This window comes from Neobacillus niacini, from assembly GCF_023715785.1.
GTDB lineage: Bacteria > Bacillota > Bacilli > Bacillales > Cytobacillaceae > Neobacillus > Neobacillus niacini_E.
Window position 1 is genome coordinate 1 of record NZ_JAMBOX010000004.1, and the last position, 17,659, is coordinate 17,659.

Annotated in this window: 13 protein-coding genes; 2 read left to right on the forward strand and 11 right to left on the reverse strand. The window is 45.4% G+C overall.

What is annotated here, in order from left to right; translation table 11 throughout:
- Positions 1-332: 332 nt before the first annotated feature.
- From meaB to M3234_RS09540, 3 genes are read right to left on the reverse strand one after another with little or no spacing between them, the layout of a single operon-like run.
- Complete coding sequence (meaB, locus tag M3234_RS09530) at positions 333-1,457, reverse strand: methylmalonyl Co-A mutase-associated GTPase MeaB (RefSeq protein ID WP_262304512.1); 1,125 nt, start codon at positions 1,455-1,457, stop codon at positions 333-335.
- Positions 1,458-3,647, reverse strand: a complete 2,190-nt coding sequence (scpA, locus tag M3234_RS09535; protein WP_262304513.1) for a methylmalonyl-CoA mutase — start codon at positions 3,645-3,647, stop codon at positions 1,458-1,460.
- Positions 3,637-5,454 (reverse strand): methylmalonyl-CoA mutase subunit beta, encoded by a 1,818-nt coding sequence (locus tag M3234_RS09540; RefSeq protein WP_262304514.1) that lies wholly within the window; start codon positions 5,452-5,454, stop codon positions 3,637-3,639. Before M3234_RS09540 ends, scpA begins: the two co-directional genes overlap by 11 nt.
- 232 nt (positions 5,455-5,686) lie before the next feature.
- Between M3234_RS09540 and M3234_RS09545 the strand changes: the two genes are divergently transcribed.
- Positions 5,687-6,019: a PadR family transcriptional regulator gene (locus M3234_RS09545; protein WP_262304515.1), complete on the forward strand. Its 333-nt coding sequence runs from the start codon at positions 5,687-5,689 to the stop codon at positions 6,017-6,019.
- On the forward strand, positions 6,016-6,684 hold the full coding sequence (locus tag M3234_RS09550; protein ID WP_262304516.1) for a DUF1129 domain-containing protein: 669 nt from the start codon (positions 6,016-6,018) through the stop codon (positions 6,682-6,684). The genes M3234_RS09545 and M3234_RS09550 overlap by 4 nt, the downstream gene beginning before the upstream one ends.
- Positions 6,685-7,201: 517 nt before the next feature.
- Here M3234_RS09550 and M3234_RS09555 read toward each other — a convergent pair.
- The 8 genes from M3234_RS09555 to M3234_RS09590 all read right to left on the reverse strand — a co-directional run bounded on the left by M3234_RS09555 (position 7,202) and on the right by M3234_RS09590 (position 17,576).
- Positions 7,202-8,503 carry a dihydrolipoamide acetyltransferase family protein gene (locus tag M3234_RS09555; RefSeq protein ID WP_262304517.1) on the reverse strand — a complete coding sequence of 434 codons (1,302 nt, stop codon included), beginning with the start codon at positions 8,501-8,503 and terminating at the stop codon, positions 7,202-7,204.
- Positions 8,504-8,514: 11 nt separating this feature from the next.
- A complete protein-coding gene (locus M3234_RS09560; RefSeq protein ID WP_262304518.1) occupies positions 8,515-9,498 on the reverse strand; it encodes an alpha-ketoacid dehydrogenase subunit beta in 984 nt (327 codons plus the stop codon).
- Between the two features lie 12 nt (positions 9,499-9,510).
- Positions 9,511-10,506 (reverse strand): thiamine pyrophosphate-dependent dehydrogenase E1 component subunit alpha, encoded by a 996-nt coding sequence (locus M3234_RS09565; RefSeq protein WP_262304519.1) that lies wholly within the window; start codon positions 10,504-10,506, stop codon positions 9,511-9,513.
- A 133-nt stretch (positions 10,507-10,639) separates the two neighbouring features.
- Positions 10,640-12,061, reverse strand: coding sequence for a dihydrolipoyl dehydrogenase (gene lpdA, locus M3234_RS09570; protein WP_262304520.1), 1,422 nt, complete (start codon positions 12,059-12,061; stop codon positions 10,640-10,642).
- Between the two features lie 22 nt (positions 12,062-12,083).
- Positions 12,084-13,187 (reverse strand): butyrate kinase, encoded by a 1,104-nt coding sequence (gene buk / locus M3234_RS09575; protein ID WP_262304521.1) that lies wholly within the window; start codon positions 13,185-13,187, stop codon positions 12,084-12,086.
- A gap of 141 nt (positions 13,188-13,328) precedes the next feature.
- Positions 13,329-14,432, reverse strand: coding sequence for a branched-chain amino acid dehydrogenase (bcd, locus tag M3234_RS09580; RefSeq protein WP_262304522.1), 1,104 nt, complete (start codon positions 14,430-14,432; stop codon positions 13,329-13,331).
- 30 nt (positions 14,433-14,462) lie between these two features.
- Entirely contained in the window at positions 14,463-15,368 is a 906-nt protein-coding gene (yqiS, locus tag M3234_RS09585; RefSeq protein ID WP_262304765.1) for a phosphate butyryltransferase, read from the reverse strand.
- Between the two features lie 132 nt (positions 15,369-15,500).
- The gene (locus M3234_RS09590) at positions 15,501-17,576 is read right to left on the reverse strand and encodes a sigma 54-interacting transcriptional regulator (RefSeq protein WP_262304766.1); all 2,076 of its coding nucleotides are present in this window, start codon (positions 17,574-17,576) and stop codon (positions 15,501-15,503) included.
- Between the last annotated feature and the right edge of the window lie 83 nt (positions 17,577-17,659).

Sequence of the window (17,659 nt, forward strand, 5' to 3'; positions counted from 1 at the left end):
CCTTCATCGGCAATCGCAACAGCTATTTTTTCCTTTGATACGTCTAAACCTACATATTTTATGGTATCCTTCATAATAACTAGCTCCTTTCGTATTGCAGCTCTGATTTGGTTTGTTTTTCCAGTAAACATTCTAACCAAATTAACCTACGTATTTACGAGTAGGAGCTAGTTTCGTTCATGATAACTCGGCGCAAGCACCTGGAACGGAAATCAACAGGCCCCCTAGCAGGGGCAATTTTAATAAAATCGGCCATTCAATTTCCATTAAAATAAAAAATTGCCGAGAAATATACCCTTTCTCGACAATCTGACTGCCGGGGAACGGCAGTCTTAGTCTTTATGGGCTAAAAACGTTTGAAACAGCTGCTCCACAGCTGTCGCTACAGTTGTTTCTCCGGCAATCACTTCATTCTCGTATTTTGGCAGCAGATTTTTAACCTCTTTACTGCCAAAAAATTCATAATGGAGCTGATCAGTGATCATGGAATAAAGCCATTCTTTTAATTGCCCCTTCCTTCTATCACCAAAAACCCCCGATTCCTTTGTCTTTTGTTCAAAGGATTGAATCACCCTCCAAATATCACCGATCCCTTCATGCGTCATCGATGAGCATGTATAGGCTTTCGTTTGCCATCCCTTTGTCGCTGGCTGGAGGAAATGGAGGATCCGGTTATATTCTTTTCGTGTTTTTTCGGCAATGGGCTTGTTCGATCCATCCGCTTTATGGACAATAATACCGTCGGCCAGTTCCATAATGCCTTTTTTCATCCCCTGCAGTTCATCTCCGGCACCTGTCAGGACGAGCAGCATGAAAAAGTCCACCATATCACGAATGATGACTTCACTTTGGCCAACACCAACTGTCTCAATCAATATCACATCAAAGCCAGCCGCTTCGCAAATCAGCATGGCTTCCCGCGTTTTCCGGTGCACCCCGCCAAGCTTGCCGGCCGTTGGTGATGGACGGATAAACGCTCTTGGGTTGCGTGACAGTTGTTCCATCCTGGTTTTATCGCCAAGTATGCTGCCGCCGCTGATTTTCGAGCTTGGGTCAATCGCGAGGACAGCGACCTTTAATCCGAGTTCACAAAGATAGGTTCCAAATGCCTCGATAAAGGTGCTTTTCCCGGCACCCGGCACCCCGGTAATTCCGATGCGGATTGAATTTCCTGTATGGGCTAACAGCTTTTGCAGAAGCACCTGCGCTTTTTGAAAATGCTTCTCGGCATTGCTTTCTGCCAGGGTAATCGCCCTTGCCAGCAAACTCCTGTCTCCCTTTAATACCCCCTGATAGAGTTCCTCAACAGAAGGATCCGAGGAGCGGCGTTTCTGGAAGCGGATGTTTTTTTGAATCGATGCCGCTTGCCCTGCCTGCTCCTGACCTTTGCGGATGACGGTTGAAAATTTGTCCGGTTCATTCGGGTTTGACCATTCCGGTCTTTGCTCCCCCGTCATTTAATTTGCCACTTCCTCGTACCCAAGCTGTTTATAAATCTCCTTGATGACCTTTTGCGCGGCAACGGGGATAATCGTGCCAGGACCGAAAATGGCAGCTGCCCCGTTGTCATATAAGAACTCATAGTCCTGGGCTGGTATAACGCCACCGACTACGACAAGAATATCCTCCCGTCCGAGCTGTTTCAATTCATCAATAAGCTGCGGCAACAGAGTCTTATGGCCGGCGGCAAGCGAGCTCATCCCGATGACATGGACATCATTTTCAACCGCTTGGGTCGCTGTTTCCCCTGGGGTTTGGAACAACGGACCGATATCGACATCAAAGCCAAGGTCAGCGAAGGCGGTAGCAATAACTTTGGCGCCGCGGTCATGACCGTCCTGGCCCATCTTTGCAATCAGGATACGAGGTCTGCGGCCTTCATTTTCAAGGAACTCGTCCGTCATCCGTTGCACTTCGGCGATTTCTTCTTCATTTGTAAATGCGGTGCTGTAGACGCCGCTGATTGAGCGGATAATCGCTTTATGTCTTCCGGCTGCTTTTTCAATCGCGTCGGAAATTTCGCCTAATGTCGCTCTGACACGAGCGGCTTTTACGGCAAGCTCTAACAGATTTCCATCACCGGATATGGCTGCATTCGTCAGGACGTTCAATGCCTCTTCTACTTTTTGCGGGTCACGGGCTGCCTTAAGCTGATTCAATTTTTCAATTTGCTTTAAACGGACTGCGGTATTGTCAATATCGAGAATGTCGATTGGTTCTTCTGTTTCGAGACGATAGCGGTTGACGCCAATAATCGTTTCCTTTCCGGAGTCGATTTGTGCCTGCCGTTTTGCAGCTGCCTCTTCAATTCTCATCTTTGGCAATCCGGTTTCAATTGCTTTTGCCATTCCGCCAAGGTTCTCAATTTCCTCGATATGGGTCCACGCCCGGTTAATTAATTCATGTGTCAATTTCTCCACATAATAGGAACCCGCCCATGGATCGATGACCTTAGTGATTCCGGTTTCTTCTTGTAAAAATAACTGGGTGTTACGGGCGATCCGCGCCGAAAAATCAGTCGGCAGGGCAATCGCTTCGTCCAAGGCATTGGTGTGAAGCGATTGGGTATGGCCCATTGCGGCGGCATGCGCTTCAATCAGCGTCCGGGTAACGTTGTTAAACGGGTCCTGCTCAGTCAGGCTCCAGCCGGAGGTCTGGGAATGGGTTCGAAGCGCCATTGACTTTTCATTTTTCGGCTGAAACGATTTCATCATCTTGGCCCATATGAAGCGGGCAGCCCGCATTTTTGCCACTTCCATGAAATAGTTCATGCCGATTGCCCAGAAGAACGATAGGCGTGGCGCAAATGAATCAATATCAATCCCAGCTTTTAAACCAGTTCTGACGTATTCAAGACCGTCCGCCAAAGTGTAGGCCAATTCGATATCAGCCGGTGCACCAGCCTCCTGCATATGGTAGCCGGAGATACTGATGCTATTGAACTTTGGCATATATTTAGACGTATATTCAAAAATATCAGCAATGATTTTCATCGACATTTCCGGAGGGTAGATATAGGTATTGCGAACCATGTATTCTTTCAAAATATCATTTTGAATCGTCCCGGCCAGCTTATCCTGGCTGACTCCCTGTTCCTCCGCTGTAACGATAAAAAAGGCAAGAACTGGAAGCACAGCCCCATTCATCGTCATCGAGACGGACATTTGGTCCAATGGAATCCCGTCAAAAAGGGTTTTCATATCAAGTACCGAATCAATCGCCACACCCGCTTTGCCAACGTCCCCCATTACCCGTGGATGGTCGGAGTCATAGCCGCGGTGGGTGGCCAGGTCAAAGGCGACCGACAGTCCCTTTTGCCCCATTGCCAAATTGCGTCGATAAAAGGCATTACTTTCTTCTGCAGTAGAAAAGCCGGCATACTGCCTGACCGTCCAAGGACGGTTAACGTACATTGTCGGATAGGGTCCGCGTGTATACGGCGGCAGTCCCGGCAGGTGGTCGAGATGATCCAGGTCATCACGGTCTTTCTTTGAATAGAGCGGTTTTAAGCTGATTTGTTCATTGGTTTCGAACAGCAAATCGTCAATCGCCCCGTCAATTTCATTGTCGACTTGTTTCTTCCATTCTGCTTCCGTCAAAAATTCCCGCTCGTTGAATAATTTCGCGTTTTGAAAATCAGGCTTCATTTACGGTCACCTCGATTACTGAAAGGATGTTTCTCAGTGCTTCATAGCAATTGCTCTTCACGTGAATAAACTGGCTAATGCCTTCCTCTTCCCATTGTGCTTGCTGCTCCGTTTCCGGCAGTCCGGCTAGCAAAACGTTTAAGTTAGGAAACTCGGATTTTAAGGCCTTTAGAATTTCATGGCCCATTTGTGCATATTGTTCATTTGTGCCGCAGAAGCAGACATAATTTGTCTTTAGGCTTGCAAAATATTGTTGGGCATCCTCAACCGTTAAAATGGGCTTACTTTCAATCGTGTGGATTCCACCAGCCGCAAAGAAGCCTTTCATAAAATCTAGTCTCGGCTTATGTTGTTTTAGTTCCCCGAGACAAAGCATGGCTACCGATGGTACCGAACCAGCTTTTTCGGCAAATTGTCGGGCCTGTTGGCGTAGTTCCTCGTATGGTTCTGCCAGTCTCCGCTGCCGGATTGCGGCGAATTGTCTTTCAGTGATGGTCTCCTGTTTATGCTGTCGAACCTGTTCATCCAATTTTGCATAGACATTGGTTCCAATGATGCTTTGCTTTCTTGTTTGTATGTCGAGGTTCTTTTTTTCATAGGTTGCGGCAATTTGCTGCTGCAGCCAGTTGGTTTTTAAAGCTTCTAACAATCCTCCGTTTGCGTCAATTTGCTGGAAGAATTCCCATGCTTTTTCGGCCAGTTCTGTTGTTAATGCTTCGATATACCAGGAACCGCCGGCAGGGTCAACCACTTTTTTCAAATGAGCCTCTTCCTTTAAAATTAGCTGGATATTGCGGGCAATCCGCTCTGAAAAGTCGTTAGCCCCAGTAAGTTTATCGAACGGATCCACATGCAAATAATGGACCCCGCCCAGCACCGCGGCAAATGCCTCGTTTGCAGAGCGCAGTAAATTGACATGGTGATCATGGATTGTTTTTGTAAAATAAGACGTCTCGGCGGCGATATGCATTTTTCTTGCATTTGTTTCGGCACCAAAGAGTTCAGTTATGTTATTCCAAACGATGCGGGCCGCTCTCAGTTTGGCCAGTTCCATAAAGAAATTGCTGCCTATCGAGAATTGGAACACCATTTTAGACAAAGCTTGTTCGAGCGGCATGCCTGCTTCAGTCAATTGCTGAATATAAAATACCCCTGCAGCCGCGGCAATGGCAAGTTCTTGAACAGCGTTCGCCCCTCCGTTATGATATGGGGTTGTATCAACCAGGACAGTACGCAAATTTGGGAATTTTTCGGCCGCCTGGAGGACCTCATCATACCAATTATGGAGATACTCTGATTCGATTACCCCTTCTTTTGCAAAAAGAGAAATCGGGTCATTTGCGATATATCCTGTAGCATCGTTTTTCAGTTGATTCAATAATTTTACTCTTTCCCATTTCGCGTTGATGACAAATGGATATTGGGTGACTAACTCCCCAATGATATCCGAAAAATTTTCGGCTATGTCTTTGGAGACTTCAAACGAAATGGCTGTTTGCCCCTTTTCAACAACATGGTGAAGCTTCTGCTTTAGTTGTTCCGGGGGTTGCGCAGTGAGACGTTGCGCTACCTTCCAGTCACGAGTTATATAGCCAAGCGGGCTGGTTCCCCTTCGAAAGTCGCTGCCGCCAGGGTAATCCGGCACAGGCTGTTCATCATGGGAGGTATAAAGCGGTTTCAAAATAATATTTTCATATGTAGCACTTTGCAAAGTCTCAACGTTTCTTCCCCTAAGAGATTCCTCTGCTTTTGCTTTCCAATCCTCCAAAGAATTGGCTGGAAAGGTTTGATTCTTTATCGTTTCCAAGTCCCCGTCCCCCTTTCAAGGCTTAATTGAAATAAAATTCAATTAATTTTATTTTAGAATACAAAGCCCATTGAGGCAATGATAACGGACAAAATAGGACCGATTTTAAAAATGGCTATTGACGGTTCCATTCAAATAGTCTATTTTTAAATTAACTACTTTGTATTGCAAGGTAGTTAATTATTCATCAGCTATCTTGCAATACAATATACCGATTGAAAGGATACAAACCATGTCATTACGAAGCCAACTTTTAAAGGGGATACTGGATGGATGCATACTTGCTGTTATTGAAAAGGAGCCGGTGTACGGTTACGAACTTTCAAAAAAATTGCAGAATGCCGGTTTAAAGGACGTAAGTGAAGGAACGATTTACCCCGTGCTATTGCGCCTGCAAAAGAACAGCTACATACGCGGCGAGATGCAGCCCTCTGAATCAGGGCCGAATCGAAAGTATTATTATTTAACGGACACGGGGCGTGAGGCGCTTAGGGAAATAGCTATGGAATGGGAAGAAATCGTAATTCCAGCAAATTTTTTATTAAAAATGGGGGATTCAAAATGATGGAAGCGAAGCAGTTGATTGAAATGAATAACCGGCGGCGGACAGAGCTAACACCTGAAAACGAAAAATATTATTCTGATTTTCTGATTTATATCCGACTCCAGTTTTTTCTTTCTGAGCAACAATCAGAGGAAATATTAATGGAAATATTGGATCATATCATTGAGGGACAAAAAGAAGGGAAAACAGCTTTGGAAATTTTCGGAAATGATCCAAAAGCATTTGCGGATGAGCTCATAGCCCAAATACCAAAAGAAAATAAACGCAATCTTGCCAGATTTATTTCGAGCCTTTCCTTAAATATGCTGGGCTACCTTTTGATGATACGCGGTGCGATTATTTATATCATTTCCTTCTTTAAAGATGTGGACATTACTGTCTACCCGGCAAAATCAGTACTATTGTTTTTTATCATTTTGGGAGTGAGTTTGTTTAGTGCCTGGGCCATTTTCAAAATCATTGGCGGTTCACTCTTCTTGGAGAAGAAAAATAGTGCCGCAGATACAGTGAAAGCCGCTGTTGTTGGAATGACGGCATTTGGCGTTATTTTTTCTTCGAGCCACTTTTTGCCGAACGTTGGACCGAATTTTGATTTTTCGTGGTATTTTTCTTTGGTTATAGGATTTTTGGTTTGGGGTGCATCAAGGTTTTTGAAAAATTGGTAACAAAAAGCATTTAAATTCACGAAGGACATTTTTTAATATAATAAGCTGGATTTTGTACTTCATCCGCTTAATCAAAGACAATTTTTGGGGTTACTTAGTGGATATTGACCTTCATTCGCTGTAATGAAAGACATTTAGCTGGGGGCATCAATAGATTTTATCCTTGGTACGCTTGATGAAAGTCATTTCGGTGGAGGGCGTGGGCTAGTTTTTCCTTCATAGAGAAATATATAAGACATTTTAATCTTACCGGGGGAATTGTGCCTTTTAGAGACGTTCTAATAGACACTTTCACCTTATCAACCAGCAATTTTGTCTTATAGAAGCAATCTATTAGACCCTTCAACCTATCAACCGGCAATTTTGTCTTTTAGAAGCCCTCTATTAGACACTTTCAACCTATCAACCGGCAATTTTGTCTTTTAGAAGTCCTCTATTAGACACTTTCACCCCATCAACCAGCAATTTTGTCTTTTATAACAAATCAGGCCGCCTACAAAGGCGGCCATTTTTAACATTAGTAAATGGAAGTTGTCGATTTTGACATGTTTTCGATGATTTCTTTAACACGGGCAAGGAATCGGCCGCATACGAGGCCATCCAATACGCGGTGATCAAGTGACATGCACAGATTGACCATGTCACGGACCGCAATCATGCCGTTATTCATGACAACTGGGCGTTTGACAATTGATTCAACCTGGAGTATTGCCGCCTGCGGGTAATTAATAATACCCATCGATTGTACCGAGCCAAATGAACCGGTATTATTCACTGTAATGGTTCCGCCCTGCATATCTTCAGGACGCAGCTTTCCGGAACGGACCTTTACAGCCAAATCAGAAATTTCCCGTGCTATTCCCTTGATTGTCTTTTCATCAGCATTTTTAATGACTGGAACAAATAAGGCATCATCTGTCGCTACTGCAATTGAAATGTTGATATCTTTCTTTTGAATGATTTTGTCCCCGGCCCACATCGAGTTAATTTGCGGGTATTCTTTCAGTGCCTGGGCGACCGCCTTCACAAAGAAAGCAAAGAACGTTAAATTAAAGCCTTCTTTTTTCCTGAACTCATCTTTAAGCGAGTTTCTGTACTCCACAAGATTGGTAGCATCGACTTCGACCATTGTCCAGGCATGCGGCACTTCGTGCTTGCTGCGGAGCATATTGGCAGCAATCGCTTTGCGTACACCAGTAACGGGAATTTCAATGTCTCCGGCACCTACCGGAATCGAAGGTGCAGGTGCCATTGCCGCTGCAGGCTGGGAAGAAACTGCCTGCTGAACCGGCTCAGCTTGTTTAACAGGCTGTTCAACTGCCACTGCCTTTTGCCTCGCAACAGGAATATTACCGGAATCAATAATCTGCAAAAGATCCTTACGGGTGATCCGTCCGCCTGCTCCGGAGCCTGATACCTGACTTAAATCGATGCCATGCTCTTGAGACAGTTTTAGAACAGCAGGCGAGTAGCGGGCTTTGTTGCCTTGGTCTTCACTGTCTGCTGCAGCGACTGCGCCAGCATCAGCAGCTGCAACGCCAGCCTGCGGCGCAGAAGCTTCCGCGGCAACACCGCCGCCTTCCGTTTCAATCTTACAAATAATTTCGCCAACCGCTAGTGTGTCGCCTTCCCCAGCAATCAGTTCTTTAATGATTCCAGTAAAGGATGACGGCACTTCGGCATTTACCTTATCGGTCATGACCTCAGCAAGCGGGTCGTATTTGTTTACCTTATCACCAACTGAGACAAGCCATTTGCTAATTGTACCTTCCGTAACACTCTCGCCTAACTGCGGCATTTTAATCAATTCAAGTGCCATGTCTAAACCTCCTAGAACTCCGCAAGCTCGCGCATTGCTTTTTCCACTTTATCTGGATTGATCATAAAGAATTTTTCCATTGTTGGCGCATAGGGCATTGCCGGAACGTCCGGACCGGCCAGGCGCTTGATTGGCGCATCCAATTCAAACAGGCAATGTTCAGCAATAATGGCAGCCACCTCGCCCATGATGCTGCCCTCTTTATTGTCTTCGGTAACAAGCAATACCTTGCCTGTCTTGGATGCCGCTTCGATAATCGCTTCTTTATCAAGCGGATAAACTGTCCGCAAATCCAGAATATGCGCTGAAATACCATCCTTGGCCAGTTTTTCAGCAGCCTGCAACGCAAAATGAACACAAAGTCCATAGGTGATTACAGTTATATCATCGCCTTCGCGCTTTACATCGGCTTTTCCGATTGGCAGCGTATAATCATCCGTTGGGACTTCCCCTTTAATTAAGCGGTAAGCCCGTTTATGCTCGAAAAATAACACCGGATCATTATCGCGAATGGCCGCTTTCAACAGCCCCTTTACGTCATACGGCGTAGAAGGCATAACAATCTTTAAACCTGGCTGATTGGCAAACACCGCTTCCACCGACTGCGAGTGATAAAGGGCGCCGTGAACGCCGCCTCCATAAGGAGCACGAATCACAATCGGGCAGTTCCAGTCATTGTTGGAACGATAGCGAATTCTTGCAGCCTCGGAAATAATTTGGTTTACTGCCGGCATGATAAAGTCGGCAAATTGCATTTCCGCAATCGGGCGCATCCCGTACATCGCCGCCCCGATGCCAACACCGGCAATTGCCGATTCTGCCAGCGGCGTATCGATGACCCGCTCTTCGCCAAATTGTTCGTACAAGCCCTGCGTTGCCTTAAACACACCGCCTTTTACCCCAACATCCTCTCCAAGGACAAAAACCTTTGGATCCCGTTCCATTTCCTCACGAATCGCCATTGTTACGGCATCGATATATGAAATTATCGCCATTTTCCTTCCCCCTTACCTGTCAGCATAAACATATTTCAACGCGTGCTCCGGCGCTGCATACGGTGCATTTTCTGCATAATCAGTTGCTTCGTTCACCAATTTCATGACACGGTCATTGATTTCCTTTTCCAGATCGTCGTTCATAACGCCTGTTTCTTTTAAATAGGCGCCAAAGGTAATAATAGGGTCTTTTGTTTTCGCCTTTGCCACTTCATCCGGAGCTCGGTAAGTCCGGTCATCATCATCAGAAGAGTGTGGAGTCAGGCGGTAGGAAACCGTTTCAACCAAAGTTGGGCCTTCTCCGCGGCGCCCTCGGTCTGCCGCTTCTTTTACCACTTTGTATACTTCAAGCGGGTCATTTCCATCTACGGTAAATCCAGGCATACCGTACCCAATCGCACGGTCAGAAACGTTTTCACAGGCCAATTGCTTCTCAATCGGTACTGAGATCGCATATTTGTTATTTTCGCACATAAAAATCACCGGAAGCTTATGGACACCGGCAAAATTTGCCCCTTCATGGAAATCTCCTTGGTTTGAGGAGCCTTCACCAAAGCTGACATAGGTGACAAAACCCTTTCTTTCCATTTTTCCAGCAAGCGCGACACCGACTGCGTGCGGCACCTGAGTAGTAACCGGAGACGAGCCCGTTACAATTCGGTTTTTCTTTTGTCCAAAGTGCCCAGGCATTTGCCGTCCACCGGAGTTCGGATCCTCCGCTTTGGCAAATCCGGACAGCATCAGTTCTTGAGTTGTCATCCCAAAAGCGAGGACCACTCCCAAATCACGATAATACGGGCATACGTAGTCTTTTTCACGGTCAAGGGCAAAAGCGGCGCCAACCTGGGCGGCCTCCTGTCCTTGACATGAAATCACAAAAGGTATTTTTCCGGCACGGTTCAATAGCCACATCCGTTCATCAATCCGGCGGGCAAGGAGCATCGTTTCATACATTTCCAGCACTTTTTCGTCAGATAACCCTAACGCTGCATGACGCTTTTCCACCATTGCATTCATTCCTCCCAATTGTTCGCTTGTTATTCATTTTTCCACAATTCCAATATTGGAAACTAAAGCCGGAAAAAAAGATGCTGAATACCAGCAACCTTTTTTCTCCTAAAGTCCACTCTTAATCTAAAAATTAACCATGTATCGCTTTCCCATCCACTGCCAGCGCGGCTTCCCCAATAGCCTCTGACAAAGTTGGATGCGGATGAATCGTATGGGCAATTTCCCATGGCACAGCATCCAATACCATTGCCAGACCTGCCTCTGAAATCATATCGGTAACGTGCGGGCCAATCATATGGACACCGAGTAGATCTTCCGTCTCCTCATCTGCGATAATTTTGACAAATCCATCCGCCTCACCGAACACAAGCGCTTTACCGATAGCCCGGAAGGAAAACTTGCCCACCTTTACTTTATGGCCTTTTTCCTTGGCCTGCTCCTCTGTAATGCCGACACTGGAAACCTCAGGGCTTGAATAAATACAGCGCGATACCAGATTATAATCTATTGGTGTCGGATCTTCCCCGGCAATATGCTCGACTGCCACGATTCCTTCATGTGATGCAACATGGGCAAGCTGGAGGCCGCCAATCACATCGCCAATCGCATATATATGGGATTCTTTGGTTTGAAAAAATTCATTGGTCACAATATATCCTTTTTCAATTTGAATCTCGGTATTTTCAAGTCCGATTCCTTCTGTATTTGCCTGCCGGCCCACAGAAACGAGCAATTTTTCCGCTTTAAATTCCCTTATTTCGCCTTTTACCTCGGCGGAAATGGAAACGCCATTATCCTTAACAAGTGTTTCAGCAAGGACTTTCGCACCAGTTATGAGCTTGAGGCCTTTTTTCTTCATTAATCGCTGCATTTCTTTGGAGATATCTTTATCCTCGGTCGGGATTACCCGGTCGGCATATTCTATTACGGTAACTTCAACTCCGAAATCGGACAGCATCGAAGCCCATTCAATCCCGATCACACCACCGCCAACAATGATGATTGAGCTTGGCAAAGATTGCAGCTGCAACGCTTCATCAGAGGACATCACGTACTCTCCATCGATTTCCAATCCCGGCAATGTCCGCGGTCTGGAACCAGTCGCGATTATCACATTCTTTGGAAGGAGCATTTCATTTTCCGAACCGTTGTTCATTTCGACTGATATCGTTCCCGGCATCGGCGAAAATATGGATGGACCAAGAATTCGGCCGATTCCTTCGTAAACATCAATTTTTCCTTGCTTCATTAAATGCTGAACACCTTTATGAAGCTGGTCGACAATTTTATTTTTCCGTTCTTGAACTTTGTTAAAATTAACCGATACATCACCAGTGATAACCCCAAATTCTTCACCGCGTTTCGTGGTGGCGTATACTTCCGCACTTCTAAGGAGCGCTTTGCTCGGAATACAGCCTTTATGAAGGCAGGTGCCCCCCAGTTTACCTTTTTCAACGATGGCTGTTTTTAAGCCTAGCTGTGACGCTCGAATGGCAGCAACATAACCGCCGGTTCCCCCGCCTAGTATCACTAAATCATATTCTTGTGCCACGTTTTCTTCCTCCTAAAAACCCCTATATTTTAACCGTTTCAAATTTGCCGGGATATTCTTTCACTTCTTCCTCGCCACGCAAGACCCGGAGTGCTCCTTCCGCTAAGGCTTGCAATTCATTTTCCCCCGGATGGACAATCACATCGGCAATCCAATTAATGCGCTCGCTGATTGTTCGGACAAAATCCTTCCCATAGGCAAGCCCGCCTGTTAACACGATGGCATCCACTTTTCCGGAAAGTACGGCGCTTGCCGCTCCGATTTCTTTAGCGACCTGATAGGCCATCGCCTCATACACCAGTTCCGCTTTTTTATCACCGGCGGCAATCCGCTGTTCCACCTTCACGGCATCGTTTGTTCCTAGGTAGCCGACAAGCCCGCCTTGGCCCACAAGCCGTTTCATAATCTCATCTCGATAATGTTCTCCCGAAAAGCATAAGGCAATCAGGTCACCGGCCGGAACTGTACCGGCACGTTCAGGGCTAAATGGCCCATCCCCATGGAGGCCGTTGTTGACGTCAACCACTCTGCCTTTTTTATGGACACCGACGGTGATGCCGCCGCCCAGATGGGTGACAATTAAATTCAGCTCATTGTATTTTTTTCCTAATTCCTTTGCCACTCTTCTGGCCACTGCTTTTTGATTCAAGGCATGGAATATGCTCTTTCGTTCAATTAGGGAAAACCCTGAAATCCGTGCGATTGGATCTAATTCATCGACAACAACAGGGTCAACGATATAAGCGGGGATATTCAGGCCAGAGGCAATTTCAAACGCGATGATTCCGCCAAGGTTAGAAGCATGCTGACCTGAGAAACCAATCCGCAAGTCACGGAGCATCGTTTCGTTAACACCGTAGGTCCCGCCTTCGATTGGCCGCAGCAATCCTCCGCGCCCGCAAACTGCACTTAACTTGGAAATATTGATTCCTTCCCTGTCGAGTGTTTCCAAAATCATATTTTTTCGAAATTCATATTGATCAATGATTGTAGGAAAAGAACTGATGGAATCTGAATCATGGCGAATGGTTTTCTCCAGAATGGAAATTTCATTATCGAAAACTCCGATTTTAGTGGATGTCGAGCCCGGGTTGATGACGAGAATTCGATAGTCTTTATTTGGCAACGTTTAGCCCTCCGTTTTGCTTCATATATAGAGTAAAAGAGAGTCCTATATCTGGGGAAATAACTGCTGATTCTTTAAAGGCAAAGACGCTGAATTTCTCATTCAGCGTTTTGCCGGAACATATTTCACCAGTGAAGCTGTTTATCTTGTTCTTCTTCTGCTTAAAATGTGGTGGCCATTTTGCAGGAATTGGCTTCTCGAATTGCGCATTCTTTCAATTCTTTCTTCAGCCATTCGGTCTGCTGCCACATAGGTTGGGATTCCATCACGCTTGGAAATTTCAATAACCTTTTCAATGCTGTTGTAAATCGTTTCAACCTTTTTCAACGCACGTTCGCTATTGTATCCGTATAGCTCATCGGCAACGTTAATGACCCCGCCGGCATTGATGACATAGTCAGGTGCGTACACGATTCCCAATTCGTGAATAAGGTCGCCATGACGCGTTTCCTTTAATTGATTATTGGCAGAACCAGCAATGACTTTCGCCTTTAATTGAGGTATTGTGTCGTCATTGATGGTGGCACCTAGAGCACAAGGAGCATAAATATCACATTCGACGCTGTAAATTTCATTTGGATCGACCGCCCGGGCGCCGAACTCTTCGACTGCTCTCATAACAGCTTCCTTATTAATATCTGTTACGATGAGTTGTGCACCTTCTTCATGCAGGTGGCGACACAGAGTGTAAGCAACGTTACCGACACCTTGGATAGCAATTATTTTGCCTTCAAGCGAATCAGAACCAAAGGCTTCCTTTGCTGCTGCTTTCATTCCACGATACACACCATAGGCCGTAACTGGAGAAGGATTCCCTGATGAACCGAAGGCAGGAGAAATGCCAGTTACATAGTCGGTTTCTTCATGGATTAAATCCATATCGGCCACTGTTGTACCTACATCTTCCGCAGTAATGTAGCGTCCGTTTAAGCCCTGGACATAACGGCCGAAAGCACGGAACATTTCTTCATTCTTGTCTTTTCGCGGGTCTCCGATAATGACTGTTTTACCGCCGCCAAGATTTAACCCGGCTGCTGCATTTTTATATGTCATGCCCTTGGCCAATCTTAACGCGTCTTCGATCGCCGCTTCCTCGGTCTCATATGTCCACATCCGGGTTCCGCCCAATGCTGGTCCCAGAGTTGTATCATGAATCGCAATAATGGCTTTTAATCCTGATTGTTTATCCTGGCAGAATACCACTTGCTCATAATCATAATTTTCCAAGTACTTGAAGATTTCCATTTTCTATTCCTCCTCGATTTTTGAAGCAATCTATTTTTGCACAGAACACAATGCTAATGCTAATGAGTAAAGCTTACTTTCAGCTGAATCCGCCCGTGAAGTTAACACAATCGGAGCTTTGGCCCCGGCAATAACAGCGCCGACTTTCGCTCCTGCAAAATAAATCAAAGATTTATACAAGACATTTCCGGTTTCAATCGCAGGTACCAATAAAATGTCTGCCTGCCCCGCCACATCACTTTGAATCCCTTTATGTTCCGCAGCCAAACTGGAGACGGCATTATCAAGAGCAAGCGGCCCATCAATAATGCAGCCTGATAGTTGCCCACGCTTATTCATCATCGTCAAAGCTGCCGCATCCAATGTGGCCTGCATTGCCGGATTAACGACTTCTACAGCCGCAATCGGTGCAACTTTTGGATTCTGAATCCCGATGGAATTCGCAATTGACACCGCATTTTTTATGATTTGCACCTTTTGCTCCAAATCCGGAGCAATATTCATTGCGGCGTCGGTGACAAGAATGAATCGGTCATATCCTGGGACTTCAAAGACAGCGGTGTGGGATAAAACATTTCCGGTCCGTAATCCGTATTCTTTATTTAAAACTGCTTTTAAAATGATATTGGTCGGAAGATTCCCTTTCATGACGACTTCCGCTTCTTTGTTAAAAATAGCTTTGACAGCTAATTCGGCGGCATCCGCCTGAGAGCCCGCCTGAACAATCCTTACCTGTTTGCCGTTTTTCCAGTCATACTTTTTCAGGTTGAGAATGGTGTTGATTTTTTCCTCATCACCAATTAACAGGAAATCGGCTAGGTCACGTTCCAAAGCATCCAATACCGCTTCCATCACTTCTTCATCTTCTGCCGCAGCAACTGCAACTGTTTTTCTATTTGATTGGGTTGCTTTGTCAATCAGTGACTCCAGTAACAAGTTGTCATCAACCCTTTCCATCCATACTGCAACTCCATTTAGATACTATGCAAGAACCGTGCCAAAATATTTTTATGAAAACGCTTTATTTCTCCGATACCCGAGTCTGCAAATTTTTTCAATGTGTGAAATTTATTGCATGCTATTGTTTTCAAATTTGTATTTTTCGAGCTTATAATATAAATTCCTTACAGACAAGCCAAGTGTTTTTGCTGTCAGCGTCTTGTTTCCCTTAAACCTGCTAAGAGTCTGTTGAATGATCCCCGCTTCGTATTCTTCCATTAATTTCGTTAAAGTGCGGCCAGAGGTAATTGGATTGTGGCCCCTCATGTCGAAAACTTCGCTTTCCGTTAGTCGATTTTTCAATTCGGGCAAGTGCCGGACATCAATGAATGTTTCGTAATAATTCATAAAAATGATCGCTCTGCCGAGAATATTCTCCAGTTCCCTGACGTTACCCGGCCAATCATACTCCATAAATTTGGTTATCGCCGCAGATGTGATTCCTTCGACATTTCGCCCATAATCACGGTTTATTTTTAAAATCAGCCGCTCACATAAAGCAGGAATTTCTTCCTTGCGTTTCCTTAATGGCGGTATATGTATTGGCATCCGGTTTAAACGGTAATATAAGTCTTCCCTAAAGGTTCCTTTAGCAATCCCCTTTTCCAAATTGACATTGGTGGCGGCTATTATTCTTACATTAATGGCTATCGGTTTGGTCCCGCCGACACGAAGAATTTCACTTTCCTGAAGGACGCGAAGCAGCTTGGCTTGTGTATTGGCTGACAGTTCCCCGATTTCATCAAGAAAAATGCTGCCATTATTCGCTTCCTCAAAAAGACCCGTCTTCCCCCCCCTTAACGCTCCGGAAAAAGCCCCCGCTTCATAGCCGAACAACTCACTTTCAAGCAATGATTCGGAAATGGCCGCGCAATTCACGCGGATAAATTTGTTATATTTCCGGTCACTGGCATTATGGATGGCGTGGGCAAATAATTCCTTCCCCGTTCCCGATTCCCCGCGAAGCAGGACAGTTGCAGGCGTTTTTGCTCCAAGCTTCGCTTGTTCAATCGCCAGCATCATTTCATCCGATTTGCCGATGATATCTTCAAATGTATATTTTGCTTCTAGCTTGCGAATCAATTGCCGTGCCTGGTTCAATTCCCTGCTGAGTGATTTCATTTCTGACATGTCGTGAATAACCCCGACACTGCCTTTTAGTTTTCCGCTTACGATAATCGGGGCAACATTAACGATGACCTCCCGTTTATTGGGGCCCACTCGCATATGTGCCCCCCGCACAGCCCTTCTCGTTTGCAGGACTTTCATGTGCATGCTTTCGCCTTCAGAAATATCTGTTGTGGCAGGCTGGCCAATGACTTCCGCTTGCGACAGACCGGTAATCCGTGTATATGCAGGGTTGATCATGATCCCGCGGCCCGACTCATCAACAACTGAAATCGCGTCATCACTAGAATCGATGATGGCCTGCAACATTGTTTGTATTTCTTTCAAGTTGGTTATTTCTTCGGCAAGGTTAACGACCTCTGTAATATCCTTAAACACGGCCAGCGCCCCGATCAGTGTTCCGTTTTCCTCTATGATTGGGATCCTGGTGGTAATGATTTTACGGCCATTGCCCAAGACCATTTCCTGGTTTGTTTCGATTCTGCGTGTTTCCAGAATAATTGGAAGCCTCGTGTGCGGAATGACCTCGGCAATATATTTTCCTATCGCCCGCTCTTTTTTCAGGTCCATCATTTCCTCGGCCCGGCGGTTAAATAAGATAACATCGCCCTGCCGGTTGATGACCACCATCCCGTCATTGGTAGCGTTAAAAATCAGTTCCTGAAGATAGGATTCATATTGATGCTTTTGAAGTAGTTCTTCTTTTTCCTCCATTAATTTCGAGACAAGAAAGGCCACACTGCCGGGGATTAGGATTGTTTTCTTATGTTTCTTGCTTCTTATCTCTTGAAATACTCTTTCGCTTCCCGTTAGCTCGATTACAATATCGATTTGGTCCGATAAAAACATGTTCCAATCTGTTCCCGTTTTGATTCCTTCTCTTTTTGCCATTAAAATTCCAGGGGCATCCTCATGTCGGTCAATTACGGCATACACATTCAGGACTTCTGATTCCTTTAGAATCTTTAATAACGCCGTTCCGCCTTTACCAGCACCTACAATCATTACGTTTTGCATGTTTTTTCCCATTTTTTCACCTTTACGCAGGAAGAATTTTTCAAGGTTCTCAAAAAAATAATGCAACTTTTTTCAATATCTAT